General features: G+C 64.1%; 14 protein-coding genes. 4 read left to right on the top strand and 10 right to left on the bottom strand.

The window, feature by feature from the left end:
* Positions 1 to 75 precede the first annotated feature (75 nt).
* Positions 76 to 387: an ASCH domain-containing protein gene (locus BN2694_RS08475; protein ID WP_135663993.1), complete on the top strand. Its 312-nt coding sequence runs from the start codon at positions 76 to 78 to the stop codon at positions 385 to 387.
* Between the two features lie 353 nt (positions 388 to 740).
* Here the strand turns inward: BN2694_RS08475 and hisE are convergent, their stop codons facing one another.
* The 5 genes from hisE to BN2694_RS08500 form a co-directional block, all read right to left on the bottom strand.
* Complete coding sequence (gene hisE / locus BN2694_RS08480; protein ID WP_135663994.1) at positions 741 to 1,031, bottom strand: phosphoribosyl-ATP diphosphatase; 291 nt, start codon at positions 1,029 to 1,031, stop codon at positions 741 to 743.
* 70 nt (positions 1,032 to 1,101) lie between these two features.
* Positions 1,102 to 2,106, bottom strand: coding sequence for a cytochrome d ubiquinol oxidase subunit II (locus BN2694_RS08485; RefSeq protein WP_210408928.1), 1,005 nt, complete (start codon positions 2,104 to 2,106; stop codon positions 1,102 to 1,104).
* Positions 2,099 to 3,562, bottom strand: coding sequence for a cytochrome ubiquinol oxidase subunit I (locus BN2694_RS08490; protein ID WP_135663995.1), 1,464 nt, complete (start codon positions 3,560 to 3,562; stop codon positions 2,099 to 2,101). The genes BN2694_RS08485 and BN2694_RS08490 overlap by 8 nt, the downstream gene beginning before the upstream one ends.
* Before the next feature lie 158 nt (positions 3,563 to 3,720).
* Entirely contained in the window at positions 3,721 to 4,299 is a 579-nt protein-coding gene (gene pdxT, locus BN2694_RS08495; RefSeq protein ID WP_135663996.1) for a pyridoxal 5'-phosphate synthase glutaminase subunit PdxT, read from the bottom strand.
* Positions 4,300 to 4,380: 81 nt separating this feature from the next.
* Positions 4,381 to 5,415, bottom strand: a complete 1,035-nt coding sequence (locus tag BN2694_RS08500; RefSeq protein WP_135663997.1) for an NAD(P)/FAD-dependent oxidoreductase — start codon at positions 5,413 to 5,415, stop codon at positions 4,381 to 4,383.
* A gap of 142 nt (positions 5,416 to 5,557) precedes the next feature.
* Here BN2694_RS08500 and BN2694_RS08505 point away from each other — a divergent pair, with 142 nt between their 5' ends.
* The gene (locus tag BN2694_RS08505) at positions 5,558 to 6,574 is read left to right on the top strand and encodes a PrsW family intramembrane metalloprotease (protein WP_135663998.1); all 1,017 of its coding nucleotides are present in this window, start codon (positions 5,558 to 5,560) and stop codon (positions 6,572 to 6,574) included.
* A 46-nt stretch (positions 6,575 to 6,620) separates the two neighbouring features.
* Positions 6,621 to 6,860 (top strand): DUF7533 family protein, encoded by a 240-nt coding sequence (locus BN2694_RS08510; RefSeq protein WP_135663999.1) that lies wholly within the window; start codon positions 6,621 to 6,623, stop codon positions 6,858 to 6,860.
* A 7-nt stretch (positions 6,861 to 6,867) separates the two neighbouring features.
* On the opposite strand, the gene BN2694_RS08515 is transcribed toward BN2694_RS08510, so the two are convergent.
* From BN2694_RS08515 to BN2694_RS08530, 4 genes are all read right to left on the bottom strand, one after another.
* Complete coding sequence (locus tag BN2694_RS08515; protein WP_210408929.1) at positions 6,868 to 8,313, bottom strand: NAD(P)(+) transhydrogenase (Re/Si-specific) subunit beta; 1,446 nt, start codon at positions 8,311 to 8,313, stop codon at positions 6,868 to 6,870.
* A complete protein-coding gene (locus BN2694_RS08520; protein ID WP_135664000.1) occupies positions 8,314 to 8,595 on the bottom strand; it encodes an NAD(P) transhydrogenase subunit alpha in 282 nt (93 codons plus the stop codon).
* A complete protein-coding gene (locus BN2694_RS08525; RefSeq protein WP_135664001.1) occupies positions 8,592 to 9,818 on the bottom strand; it encodes an NAD(P) transhydrogenase subunit alpha in 1,227 nt (408 codons plus the stop codon). The genes BN2694_RS08520 and BN2694_RS08525 overlap by 4 nt, the downstream gene beginning before the upstream one ends.
* A 320-nt stretch (positions 9,819 to 10,138) precedes the next feature.
* Entirely contained in the window at positions 10,139 to 10,795 is a 657-nt protein-coding gene (locus tag BN2694_RS08530; RefSeq protein WP_135664003.1) for an RNA ligase partner protein, read from the bottom strand.
* Positions 10,796 to 10,891: 96 nt separating this feature from the next.
* On the opposite strand from BN2694_RS08530, the gene BN2694_RS08535 reads away from it, so the two are divergent.
* On the top strand, positions 10,892 to 12,013 hold the full coding sequence (locus tag BN2694_RS08535) for an RNA ligase (protein WP_135664005.1): 1,122 nt from the start codon (positions 10,892 to 10,894) through the stop codon (positions 12,011 to 12,013).
* A 26-nt stretch (positions 12,014 to 12,039) separates the two neighbouring features.
* On the opposite strand, the gene BN2694_RS08540 is transcribed toward BN2694_RS08535, so the two are convergent.
* Positions 12,040 to 13,881: a UvrD-helicase domain-containing protein gene (locus BN2694_RS08540; RefSeq protein WP_135664007.1), complete on the bottom strand. Its 1,842-nt coding sequence runs from the start codon at positions 13,879 to 13,881 to the stop codon at positions 12,040 to 12,042.
* Positions 13,882 to 13,960: the final 79 nt, after the last annotated feature.

Here is a 13,960-nt window from a genome sequence, read left to right on the forward strand (position 1 = left end):
GAAATCTGATAGCTCCCGCCGAAGGGTCGATGTCGCGGAGCGGTCGTTTTTATCGGTTCGATTCGAAACGGAGGTATGGCACACAAAGATGTCGAAGACATCCTTCCCGGCGGCCATCTGACTGAACAAGCGCTTTCCGGCGATGTGACACAGATTCATCGCGGTCAGGCCTACGCCGAGGAGGGCGACACCTTTGAAATCGAGGACACCACGTTCGAAGTGACCGACGTGACCCACCGAATGCTCGGCGATCTGACGGACGAAGACGCACAGCGCGAAGGGTCCCCAGATCTGGACCACTACCGGCAGCGACTCCAACACGCTCATGACAACTTCGAGTGGGACGACGACAGTGAGGTTGTCCGCCACCGCTTCGAGCAAGTCTGAGACCTCTCTATTTGGTATTCTCTCCCGAATCCGCTACCGTTCGCCTTCTTCGAGGTCTCGCTGCTCGCGGGTCACGGCGTTCCCCGCTCGCCTATAACGAGGTCTCCCTACGGTCGACCTCGCTATTACCGCCGTTCCCGCAACTCCGCCCGCAGATCCGCCAGATCCATATCGTTTCCACCTTTTATTCCTCGGGGTCGCAAAGCGACCCACTCGTCACAAAAGCTGGGCCAAAAGTCCTCGACCTCGCTACTCACGGCTTCCGTTGGTCGCCGTTCGCAATTCCGAGGCTCTCACTTCATTCGAGCCTCGCTATCGCTCGCTCGAGTGAAACGGCGCTTCGCGCCGTACGATTACCGCCGTTCCCGCAACTCCGCCCGCAGATCCGCCAGATCCATGTCTTTCATCGCCAGCAGAACCAGCAGGTGATAAACGATGTCGGCGCTCTCGTGGGCGATTTCCTCGCGGTCGTCGTCCTTCGCGGCGAGCAGCAATTCCGTCGACTCCTCACCGAGTTTCTCCAGGACGGCGTTCTCGCCTTTCTCGTGGGTGAACAGGTCGGCCGTATAGGAGTCCTCGGGTAGCGTTTCCTTACGGTCCTCGATCACCGCGAACAACTCATCGAGGATTGCGTCGTCGGTCATGTGGGTACAGATACACTGCCGGTCCCTAAGCGCGTCGAAGCAGGTGACGGAATCACGACGACCGATCCGGCTATACGCCGTACCCCTCACTCTCGATTGGGCCGCTGAAGACGCCATAGAGGAACTTGAAGTACCACAAGACGACGAGGAGGACCGGGAGCCCGAGGATCGTAGTGAGATTGAGTGCCAGCGGTGAGACCACGGCGTCGCTGACGGTCAGTCCAGTCGCCGGGTAGATCGTCGGGTACAGCAGGAGCGCGACCAGCAGGCTCAACAGCGTCGGAAGCGCGAGCGCCGCGGAGAGCCACGCACGGTAGCGATCCCGGAGTGCGAGGACGATCCCGCCGAGCCCCGCCACGACCGAGAGGCCGACGATGGCGATACCGGGAATCGAAAGGATCGTCCCGGCAGCCCCGCCGGCGTCGGTCCAGATCACGACCGCCAGCAGGACGACCACGCCGCCAAGGTACGCAAGCGTGGCGAGAATGCCGAGATCACGCATCTCTCCGGCAAGCGCCGGCCTGGTCTTGGCCGCGATGAACGCCGCGCCGGTGACCGCCGAGACGGCGACCAGACCGACGCCGGTCAGGATGGCGGGCAGCGAGATCGCGCCGACGCTGAACACCCACGAGCCAGCGAGCACGCCGAACAAAAAGGGCGCGAGCGTACTCCCGCCGATAAACGACCAGTCACAGGCTCGCTGCCATTGTTCGTCCTCGCGTTGCTCGCGCAGTTCCGGGCCGATGCCGCGGAACAACAGGGCGAGGACGAATCCGAGTGCGATCAGGTAGTTATCCGCAAGCAGGCGCGAGTATACATCCGGGAAGGCGGCAAGTGTCATCGTCCCGAAGGCGATCAGCCACACCTCGTTGGCGTCCCAAATCGGTCCGAACGCCGAAAGCAGCGTCTCTCGATCGGCCTCGTTATCGCGAGTCGCATACAGCATCCCGATCCCGAAGTCAAAACCGTCCAGGACGACGTACATCGTCAGCGCGAACATGACGACGCCGAACCAGACCTCCGGCAGCGCCGGATGGAGGTAGCTATCAACCGGGATGATCAGCGGTTTAATCATCGCTGGTCACCCCCGGGATCGGGCCGTACCAGTGATCGTTTGCGGATTCCTCGACCCCGAGCTCGCGAAGTTCGTCCTCGATCAGCCACCGGAGGACGTACAGCGCGGCCAGCACCAGGCCGACATAGATGACCACGAACGCGATCAGGCTCGCAGTCGCCTCCGCCGAAGTCAGCGTCGGGGAGACGGCGTCGCTCGTCGTGAGTACGTCCTGGATCACCCACGGCTGGCGGCCGATCTCCGTGACGTACCACCCGGTGAGTAATGCGGCATAACCCAGCGGTGACGCGGCGATCATCACTTTCAGATAGCGGCTGCTCTCAGAGAGACGATCCCGATAGATGAGGTACCCGCCCCAGAATGCCAACGCAATGAACAGGAACCCGAGTCCGACCATGAACCGGAACGACCAGAACACGAGCGCGACCGGTGGGTTCTCCTCGTACTCGTCGAGTCCTTGTACGACGGCGTCGAAATCACCCCCGCTGGCGAGGAACGACCCGACTCTGGGGAGGCTTATCGCAAAGAGGTTCTCCGCCCGCGGGTCGGTCAACGCGCTTGGATCGGTCGGGACGGCAAAGAGGTGCAGATCGGCCGTCCCGGTCTCGTAGTGGGCCTCCATGGCGGCGAACTTCTGGGGCTGGGTGTCCTCGACGTGGCGGCCGTAGGCGTCACCGTGGACCGCCTGCAATGGCGCGGCGACGATCAAGATCAGGACCGCGATCTTCAGCGCCGTGTTCCAGGACCCCGCATCGCGTTTCTTCCAGAGGATGTAGGCGGCGACGCCGGCCACCAGCAGCGCCACGGAGATCACTGACGCGTTGATCATGTGAACGTACATCCAGGTCATCCGGGGCGTGAAGAACGCGGCGATGGGATCGGTCAGTTTGGCGACTTCCATCCCGTTGCGGGAGATCATCTCGAAACCCCGGGGCGTCTGCATCCAGGCATTGACGACCAGGATCCAAAAGCCAGAGAGCCAGGCCCCAAAGCCAGTCAGCACCGACGAGAGGAAATAGGTCCGATCGCTGACTTTCTCGCGGCCGAACAGTAACACACCGAGGAAGACGGCTTCGAGGAAGAAGGCCATCTTCGCCTCGAAGGCCAGCGGGCCGCCGATCAACTCACCCGCGACCGCCGAGAACTGCGGGAAGTTCGTCCCGAACTGGAAGCTCATCGGGATTCCTGTCACAGTTCCCATGACGAACCCGACGGCGAAGACCTTCAACCAGAACGAGCGCAACCGCGTGTAGCGCTCGTCGTCTGTCCTGACGTCTTTCCACGTGAAGTAGACGATAAAGGGCGCGAGCCCGATCGAAAGGGCCGCAAAGAGGATGTGCACGCTGATCGTCCACCCGAACTGGGCCCGACTCGCGAACTCGACCGGCAAGAACAGTGCCCATCCGTCCAGCACCGCTCCGGCCCCGAGTGCGCTTTCGACTATCTGTGCGTACATTCGTTATCGAGCGCTCTGTCTCCTGAAAGGATAAGTCGGCGGTTCCCTCCCGGCGACTGGAAATAGGCGAATGAATTTTACGTGTGCACGAAGACTCTTTGAGTAAGCAGCAAATTTTGACGAAATTTCGGCCCGGTTCCCGCGCAGTGACGCGTCTCTCACTCGAAGAATGCGAGTTCGTGAATCCGGTGGTCGCCGGTCAATTCCGGGTGAAAAGAGGTCCCGACCACTGGCCCGTCGCGGACCGCGACGGGTCGACCGTCCCAGGTGGCGAGGACGTCGACATCACCGACTTCGCTGATGACCGGCGCGCGGATGAACACCGCGTGGAACGACTCGTCCAGCCCGTCGACGTCGAGCGGGGCCTCGAAACTGTCCTTCTGTCGGCCGAAGGCGTTGCGCTGGACGTGAACGTCCAGCAGATCGAGTGTCTCGACCCGGTCGTCGCCGGCGTCGCTCGCGGCGACGATCAGGCCCGCACAGGTCGCCAGTACGGGCTTGCCACTGGCGACGTGCTCGCGGATTTCGGCGGCGATTCCCTCGCGGTGGATCAGCCGGGAGATGGTCGTCGACTCGCCGCCGGGCATGAGTAACACGTCACAGTCCTCGACGAGACCGGACTCGCGGATCTCGATGACTGTGGCAGCTTCGCCGTGGTCGGCGGCGGCCTCGACGACGGCCTCGGCGTGTTCGTTCACGTCGCCCTGGACGGCGACGACGCCGGCGGTAATGGCCATACGCCCGCTTGCCGATCGAACGCGAAAAACCTCTCCTTTCGGGTCGACGGAGCAGTCTAAAACGATCGGAAACAGCGTCCGTCAGACCGTCGACTCGAGACCGAAGTGCTCGGCCAGTTTCCGGCCGGCTGTCAGTCCGCTGTCGAGGGCAGCGTGTGCCTGACCGACGCCAGCGACCCAGTCGCCGGCGACCGCGAGGGCGTCTTCGAGCGTGCGATCGCACAGCGAGTCCTCCGGTCTACCGGCCGGCAGCCCCCGGCCCCACCGATGGTGATCCCACCAGTCGGGTTCCCGTAGCCGGTCGTCGCCAACCAGGGGAGCGATGCGGTGGGCGACCTCCAGGGCCGTCTCCTGAGCGCGCGCACCGGCGTTGGCGGCCGACCACAGCGCACCGAGTTGGACCATCAAAAGCGACTCACCGGCAGGAACGTGGCCCGGTTTACACTCCTGGCGACCCACCCAGACCACGTCGCTGGCTCGCTCGACGCTGACCAGTCCGTAGTAGGGGACCTCAACTGCGAAGGGATAGTGCAACGCCACGACATCGACGGTCCGATGCGGGACGTCACCAGCGACCTCGGCCAGTCGCCGACGGCCGGACGCCTCCCAGTCGGCGGCCTCGAGTAAGACCGCCGTCGCGGCGGCCGGCGTCGCCAGCACGACCGCGTCGAACCGGCGGCGATCGCCCGCGACGGACACCACCCACTCGTCGTCTCGGCGGGCGAGTCCGGTGACGGTCGTGCCTTCCTCGATCGCCGGGTCAGCCGCCTCGAGGAAGGCCCAGACGATTTCGTCGATGCCGTTCGCGCCGCTCCAACGCGTGAACTCGTCCGGTCGGTCGGTGATCGTCCCCTCGGCGTCGAACTGATGGATCGGTGCGGTGATCTCGACCAGTGCCTCACCCGCGACACGTCTCACGAGGTCCGTACGATCGTCGGCCGCCAGCCGAAGGTGATCTGCCCCGTGATCGTAGATGCAGCCCTCGCGGTGTCGACTGGCGAGGCGGCCGCCGATGGCCTCGGATTCGAGGACCGTCACGTCGACCGCATCGGGGAGGGCAAATGCGGCACCGGCACCGGCGATCCCGCCACCGACGACACAGATCGACCGTGGCATGAATGTGTCTTGGACCGCCAACAGTTAAAGGCGAGTGGCGGTCCTCGCGATCACAGTCTCCAGTCCCCGCGATCCACCACTCGGCCGACTCGATCCACAGCTCGCCGGCAGACACTTGTCGTCGCCGGTCCCAGGAGCCCCTATGGACCGACGCGACCCGATACAGGTCGCCACCGACGGCTCGCTGGATCTGCAGGATGTCACCGAATGGCGCGCCCGGAGTCGGCTCGATCGGATGGCCGTCTTCGTCTACCACCTGTTGGTTACACTCGCGCGTTCGGCCGTGGTGGTGCTGGCGCTGTTGATCCTCGCCGCACAGGTACTCCTCGGAGGCCTAGGGACCGTAGCCGATCCAGTGGTTGGGACGTTGACGCTGCTGTCGGCCATCCCGGCTCTCGCCCTGGCGGCGTACGTCTGGTGGGCGGACGTCACGACGGGCGAACCGCTGAGCTTGCTCGTCGCGACGTTCCTGCTGGGCGTGCTGTTTGCCGGGTTCGCCGGGATCGTTAACTCCCTGCTACAGCCCGTGGTCGTCGGGTCGGCTGCACTGATCGGTGTCCCCGCCCTCGGGATGGTGGCGATGTTTCTTGTCGTCGTCGGCCCCGTCGAGGAGGGCGTGAAACTGCTTGCAGTCCGCCTGCACGCGTTCCGTGACGATCGCTTCGACGCGGTGATCGACGGGGCGGTCTACGGCGCGGTCGCCGGTCTCGGTTTCGCCACCATCGAGAACACGATCTATATCACCACACAGACGACGGCTAACGGCGGTTTACAGACGCTGGCGGCGGTCAGCGGCATCGCGACCGTACGGGCTCTGGCCGGGCCGGGTCACGTCATCTACTCGGCGATCGCAGGCTACTATCTCGGGCTCGCGAAGTTCAACCCCGACGATGCGGGACCGATCGTCGTCAAGGGCCTGTTGATCGCAGCGTTCGTCCACGCCGGGTACAACGTACTGGTCTCGGTCGTCCCCTTCGGCGTGGCCGAGGCCGTCGGGATCGCTCCCTTGATCGCCCTCGTCGGGTTCGTGCTCGTCTATGACGGCATCCTGCTCTCCGTCCTGCTCGGCAAGTTGCGTGCCTACCGGCGGGCCTACCTCGCGACCCGACCGGACGCCGGCCAGTCTCTGGAACCGGAGCTAACCGAGTTCGATCCCTGACGTCCCGACGAGAGACTTTTCCGTTAACGCGCAGTACGCTCCCCGCATGGCATCGGGGATCCTCGAGTTGATCGGGCAGGCCGGAACCGTGGTCGTCGTCGCTCCGATCCTCGTGCTGGCGCTTGACTTTCTCGCCAGCGGGCGCGTTCTGGGCGGACTGGCGTTTCTCGGGATCATCGCGTTGATCCTCGCCGTCGAACGCTACGTCGTCACGCCCGGCGACCTGCTGGAACGGGGCCTCGGCGGAGCCGTTTCGGCGGTGGTTAAGCCGCCAAAAGACGAATGAGTTGCCGTCAGTGGTTCTCGTTGTAGGCGTCGACCAGGTCCTGCATCGACTGCTTTGCATCGCCAAAGAGCATGCTCGTGTTGTCCTTGGCAAACAGCGGATTGGGGATACCCGAGAACCCGGGCGAGAGGCTGCGTTTGTTGACGATGACCGACCGAGCGTCCCAGACCTCCAGGACGGGCATCCCGGCGATCGGACTCCCCTCGTCCTCGTTGGCCGAGGGATTGACCACGTCGTTGGCGCCAGTAATGATCACCACGTCCGTCTGGGAGAACGTGGGGTTGACTGACTCCAGTTCGCGCATCTTCTCGTAGTCGACGTCCGCTTCGGCGAGCAAGGCGTTCATGTGTCCGGGCATCCGCCCGGCGACAGGGTGGATACCGAACTCGACGTCGACGCCGGTTTCCTCGAGCAGATCGGCCAGTTCCGCGACGGCGTGTTGGGCCTGGGCGACGGCCATCCCGTAGCCGGGGACGATGACGACGCGCTCGGCGGCGTCGAGCATCATCTCGACCTCCTCGGGTGACGTTTCCGTGATGTTGCCCTCGTAGATGTCCTCCATGTCCTCGCTGTCACCCTCGGCCATGCTGCCGAAGAGGACGTTCGTCAACGAGCGATTCATCGACTCACACATGATGAACGTGAGGATCAACCCGGCCGCGCCGACGAGCGTCCCGGCGACGATCAGCGCCGTGTTGTCCAGCACGAACCCGGTCGTGGCCGCCGCCAGTCCTGACATCGAGTTCAACAGCGCGATCACGACCGGCATGTCCGCGCCGCCGATCGGGTACACCAGCAAGATGCCAAAGACCGCCGCAGCGGCGACCAGTATCCAGTAGGCGGGGAGCCACTCGGCCAGCGGCGCTCCACCGAGCAGGCCCGTCTGGACGATCAAGCCGACGCCGGCCAGGACCGCGCCAGCGAAGAAGACGGCCTGAAGCACCTGATTCGCTCGTCCATCGACCGGGGAGTCGCCGACCAGCCCGTGGAGTTTCCCGGCGGCGACGAGGCTCCCGAAGAAGGTGACCGTGCCGACGATCCCGGCGATCGCGGCCGTGGTTGTCAACTCCAGTCCGAGACCCGCCGTCGTGGTGGGATCAACCGCGTCGACCAGTTCCGCACCGGCGACGAGCGTGGATGCTCCGCCACCAAAGCCGTTGAACAGCCCGACGAGCTGGGGCATCTCGGTGGTCTCGACGCTGACGGCGAGCCAGGCGCCGATCGCCCCGCCGACCAACAGCGAGGCCGCCAACAGTACCGGCGAGAGGATCTCGAAGTAGAGGACCGTCGCGATGACGGCCAGGAACATGCCGCCCGAGGACAGCCCGTTGCCGCGCGTGGCCGTCCGGGGATGAGTCATGTCCCGTAGGCCCTGGATGAAGAAGATCGCCGCCACGAGATAGGCGAGTTCGAGCGCCGACGGCGGCAGGTGCCCGAGGAGTCCGTCGGCCATTCAGCGCCCACCCCGGTTGAACTGCGAGAGCATGAAGTGACTCACGAGATATCCACCGACGACGTTGATCGTCGCCATCACGACCGCAAGTACCCCGAGAACCGTCGCCAGCGTCGTCTCGCCCGATCCAGCGACGAGGACCGAGCCGATCAGCGTGATGCCGGAGATGGCGTTCGCGCCGGACATCAGCGGCGTGTGGAGGTTCGTCGGGATCTTGGTGATGATCTCATAGCCCAGGAACGCCGCCAAGACGAACAGCGTGAGGTTGGTGACGAGACTCATGTCTCTACACCTCCGTCGTCTGCGTCGGCCGGTTGCTCGGCGTCGGCCGCCTCGCTGTCTTCGCTCCCGTCGTTCGTCGCCTCCTCTTTCGCTTGTTCGTCCTCGTGAGGGTTCCGTACCGTTCCGTCGTGAGTGAGCAGCGTCGCGTCGACGATATCGTCGTCGGTGTCGATGGTAAGATTGCCATCTTCGAGCATGTTTTCGAGGAAGTTCACCAGGTTGTTGGCGTAGAGTTGACTCGCCGTTCGCGGGACCGTCGCCGGCAGGTTCGTCGGCCCGAGGACGGTCGCGCCCTCGTGGTTGACCCGCTCGTCGGGCACGGTCGGATCACAGTTCCCGCCACCGTCGGCCGCCAGATCGACGACGACGGAACCGTCGTCCATCGCGGCGATCGCCTCGTCGGTGACGAGACGGGGTGCCTCACCGCTTGCGACGGCTGCGGTTGTGATCAGGGCATCCGAGTCGGCGACGACCTCGCCGAGTTGTTCGCGCTGTTTGCGGTAGAACGTCTCGTCCTGCTCGACGGCGTGGCCTTCCTCGTCCGATGCGTCGTCGGCGTGGACATCGAGTTCGACGAACTCCGCGCCGACGCTCGTGATCTCCTCGGCGGCCTCCGGCCGAATGTCGTAGGCCCTCACCGACGCGCCCAGTCGATCGGCCGTCGAGATGGCTTGGAGGCCGGCGACGCCCGCACCGATGACGAACACCTCGGCGGGCTGGACCGTCCCGGCGGCGGTCATCTGCATCGGGACCATCCGATCGAGGTTCTCGGCGGCCCGGACGGCAGCCTTATAGCCAGCGACGTTGGCCTGCGAGGAGTTTGCGTCCATGCTCTGAGCCCGGGAGATCCGCGGGACGAGTTCGAGCGCGAACGCGGAGACCTCGCGGTCGGCGAGGATCTCCAGAGTCGCGTCGTCGATCCCGTAGGGACCGAGCATGCCGAGGACGGCCTGCCCCTGGCGGTACTGCTCGGGGTCGGGATCGTCCACGGCTCCCAGCGCCGCGACCTCGAAGACCACGTCGGCGTCGACGAGTACACCCTCGCGGTCGTCGTGGACCTCACAGCCCGCCTCGCGGTAGGCCGTGTCGTCCCAGCCAGCCCTCTCGCCAGCGCCGGATTCGACGTGTACTTCGTGGCCGGCGTCGACGAGATCCGTGGCAACAGCCGGCGTCATCGCGACGCGCGTCTCCTCGCCACCTGCGGCAGGAACGCCGACGATCATGTCCCCTCCCTCGGCCGACGACGAGGCGATACATCCCGCTCCAGTCGTCCGATCTGACGTGTAATGACGTAGTTTAACATAGACAGGCAGGTAGCGGAGTCACTAGCCTGGCGGTATTATGACTTTCGCAAATAATGCGCCATTCGAAACGAACTCTCCAAATCTTTCCGGAGACGAAAGCCCCCGACCCATCCATCCGCTCGCGGTGTCGATCACCGACTCTCCGTTCGCCCGGTCCTCACACCGATTGACTCTCCGTTCGCTCGGGCTACTCATCGATTGACTCTCCGTCGGCCCGGACCACTCATCGATACGTCCGTTCACTCGACGCGCTCGCCGGCTGCCAAATACTCCTCGATCAGCGGCGGGAACGACCGCCCGCGGAGGTATCGCAACCCGAAGTCCTCCGCCCAGTTGATGATCCCCGTATCCTCGGTGACGACCCCGGCGTCCAGTTCCCGCGCGAGGATCAGCAGGTCGAAATCCTCTCGAGAGTCCAACACGCCCTGCCGAAGCGCCCGTCGGTACTCGTCACGCAGATCCGAGATCACCTTGTCCACTTCGCTCATGTGTTCGTGGTCGGCCTCCTCCTCGCGGGATTGTTCGGCCTTCCGGACGGCCTTCTCGGAGACGCGCAATCCTCTGTTTACCCGGTCGCTCATCTCGTCGATGAATCCATAGACGATCTCGGCAGGGATCATCACCTCGTACTGGGCGGGACTCTTGGTGATGACCCAGGTGTTCAACTTCTCGATGGTTTCCTCGCTTACGTCGCGCTCCTCGAGCATCGTCGTCAACTCGTCGTTGATAGACGGCGGCATGTAACAGGAGATGTTGTGTGCGAGCTTTGCCTCCGCGACGAGATCGAGCAAGCGTTCGACAGCCGCCTCTACGTCTTCGTCCTCGGTGCGGATCTCGGGAGTGATGAACACCGACGTGTCGAGGACGAACCGCTGTTTCAGCGGATGCTCGGCCATGGTTGATGATACCGTGTCCGCTGACAAAGATGCTCCGGCGCATCGTCCGTGTGGTGTGCCACCACGACTATATTGCCAGCGTGCGTCAGTCTACACATGGACGCCGATCCCGCCCTGGCCGACGCCCTCGGCGTGCCGCCGGACGATCTCGAGTCCCTCCTCGAACAGTTTCAACACGAAACGTTCGAGGGGCAGCGGTATCGCCATCTCGCTGACGCCCGCCACGGGATCGAACGCGGGACCGCTATCGTCGCAGGCGGGGTCGTCCGCGGGTTCCCCTCCATCCCACGAACGCTCGTACTCGATCCAGGCGTACCCGGACACTTCGACGGCCGGCTCACCATCGAAGAGAAGCGCAACGGCTACAACGTCCGGATCGCCCGGATCGACGGCGACATTCTGGGGTTCACCCGCAGTGGGTATCTCTGTCCGTATACCACCGCGACAGTCCGAGAATTGCTCGATTCCGGCGCTTTCTTCGAGGAGCACCCCGATCTGATGCTCTGTGGCGAGTTGATCGGTCCCGAGAACCCCTACACGCCCCACGAGTACCCGGACGTAGAGTCGGCACGGATCGAGGTTTTCGACGTGCGTCATCGAGAGACGGGGACAGCGCTATCGGTCCCGCGCCGACGAAAACTGTGCGAGACGTACGATCTTCCGCAGGTCCCCGACTTCGGCGAGTACGATCCAGCGACGGCACCCGAAGCCGTCCGGTCGGTCATCGCCGACCTTGACCGCGAGCGAAAGGAGGGTGTCGTCATGCAGTCGATCGACGGGACGCGACAGCTGAAGTACACCACCTCGGCCACCCACCGGGCCGACCTCGAACACGCCTTCTCGCTGCCGTTCGACTACGGTCGCGATTTCGTCTTCCCGCGGATCGTCCGGGAAGCGTTCCAGGCAGTCGAACTGGACCATTCGAAGGGCGAGTCCCGGCAGCGCGCGCGGGAACTCGGGGAATCGATCCTCCTGCCCGCGATCGAGACGATCCGGGCGGTCGAACGCAGCGAAACCGTCGGTGAGGAACACACTGTCCGGGCCGATCCCGACGTGATCGAGGCGCTACTGTCTCACCTTCGGAATCAGGGCATCACCATCGAAATCGAGCGCGACGAACGCGAGGCGGACCAACGGGTGGTTACGTTCGTCAAAGTCGCGCAGGCAACCCGCGATAACGCCCGGGACTACCTCGAAGGCAAGTTGATCGACGAATGATCGCCGGGACGGCGGCGAACAGCCGCTCAGTGGACGGCTGCGGCTTCCTCTCCGAGGATATCTGCCAGGCTTTCCTCGGGATCGATCTCGGTCGGCTCGTTGTTCAAGAGGACGTCGATCGGGAGCGTGGGGGCACCATCGACGAGGTTCTCGAGGATCACCAGCCGTTCCCTGGCCCGTGACATCCCGACGTAGAAGACCCGCCGTTCGTTGTCGGTCAGGGTCGGGACGGGGCTGGTGTGTTTGGTGAACTCCTCGACACCCGGGATCTCGATGTCGTCCTGTTCGACGGTCGCGGCCATCTGCTCGACAACTTTCTCGGTGAGGTCTGTCGCGACGAAGACGTGATCGGCCTCACGACCCTTCGCACTGTGGATCGTGCCGACACGCACCCGGTCGGTCGGCATGTCCTGATAGTCACCGCGGAAGTACGCCTCGATGGCCCGCTCCTGGAAGCTGGTTACCTTCCGGACCATATCCGCGGCAGCCGGCGGCTCTGGCAGGAAGGGAGCGTGATCGCGAACCAGGTCGGGTTCGACCATGATCTCCTCTAAGTCGTCGGTCTCGGCGGCCTCCTGGCGGTCGTCGACGGCGTCGAAGAGGTCGTCGCGCTCGCCGGTCCCGAAGGCCGTGTCTTCGAGCATGTCTGCCAGCCGGCGGACCTCCAGGGCCGTCAGATCCTCGTCGGCAGCGAGTGCCTCGATGCCGTGGACGTAATCCTCCAGACGGTCAGTCCACATGCGCTGGTCAGTCATCACGTCGAAGGGGATGCCCTCGTCGATGAACTCATCGATGAACTGGAACATCTGATAGCGCGCCCGGAAGAGGATCATCAGCGAGCCGTCGTCCTCCTCGACGGTCGAACGGACGTTCCGGACCAGATCCAGCATCGAGGGAGTCTGGACAGCTTCGACTGCCCCACCCTGCTTGCGTGGCGAGAGATTCTTCTCCTGGCGCTCGTCGATGTGGCTGACCTCCCGCTGGACAACGTCCAGGATCGTCGAGGGCAAGCGGTGTGAGGTGTCGAGGATGACGTCCTCGCCTTCCACCTCTAAGAGGAGGCGCGGATCAGCCCCCTGCCAGGCGTAGACGACCTGATCGTCGTCGCCCGCGATCAGGACATTCTCCATGTGAGACTTCCATTCCCCGTAGACATCGTACTGCAGCGTGGTGATGTCCTGGAACTCGTCGATGGCGAGGTATTCGACGTTCGGCAACAGCGACCGCTGGGCGACGCGTTCGAGCATGTCCGCGAAGCCGACGATATCGTGTTCACCCTTGTACGTCCGCCAGGCACGGATCACTTCGGGGACGTCGACCCGATCGTCGTCGGAGGGCCATGTCGGCGTGTACTTGTTGCCGGTCTGGGCGTTCTCGTCGATGTCTGGCGGGAGCCGGACCGTCTCGTCGTTCCACTTGAAGGGGACGTCGTACCAGTCGGCGACGTCACGACGGGTCCGCTGGAGCCACTGACTGGTGGCGATGATCTTGTTGCCGATGGTAGTCGAACGGGCGGTCCGCCGACCGCCGCTCTCGTACTGGTCTTCGTACTCGACGCCGTACTCCTCACAGAACTCCTGTTTGTCGGACTCGCCCACTACGTCTCCTCGCGAGAGGTTAAGCAATTCGTAGGCCTTAGCGTGCATCGTACAGACGTTGCCCTTCAACGATCGCGGGGAAACGTCCAGCCGCTCGGCCAGCCGTTCGCGGACCTCCGCCGCCGCCGCTCGCGTATAAGAGACGACCAGCACGTCACGGACATCAACGTCATCGTCCTCGAGCAGTGCCTCTACACGGTCGAGCAGGGCCGTCGTCTTCCCGCTGCCGGGTCCGCCGAACAGGCGCGTCACCTGCGTCGAATCGGTCATTGCACAACTAGTGGGGCTACACCCTCATAAGGGCCGTGACTTTTGCCGGTAACCGCAAAACGCCTCGCTTTGCGCTGTG

Source organism: Halorhabdus rudnickae, from assembly GCF_900880625.1.
Lineage (GTDB): Archaea > Halobacteriota > Halobacteria > Halobacteriales > Haloarculaceae > Halorhabdus > Halorhabdus rudnickae.